At 42.2% G+C, this 204-nt stretch carries 1 protein-coding gene; it reads right to left on the bottom strand.

The genetic code is table 11. The annotated features are described in order from the left end of the window. The coding region (locus tag FLA105534_RS23680; RefSeq protein ID WP_217427738.1) for a hypothetical protein at positions 1 to 204 on the bottom strand (204 nt) is incomplete at both ends.

Below are 204 nucleotides of genomic sequence, written 5' to 3'. Positions count from 1 at the left end.
ATCACCAACGTTTACAATACCGTCTGCATTAGCATCTACATAAACTCCTTTTTTGCTTACCGTTACTTTTGGTGAAGACGTTAAAGGAACTACTGTACAAGTTGAACATGCAGCTGGATCTTTTGGTGGACAAGTCGAACAAATTGGACTTGGATCGGTTGACTTAGCTGTTACCGGAGATCCTGTTGGAGGAGTTCCTGTTAC

The sequence above is a fragment of the Flavobacterium collinsii genome (assembly GCF_902804485.1).
Classification (GTDB): domain Bacteria; phylum Bacteroidota; class Bacteroidia; order Flavobacteriales; family Flavobacteriaceae; genus Flavobacterium; species Flavobacterium collinsii.
This window is presented reverse-complemented; position numbering and strand designations above follow the sequence as displayed.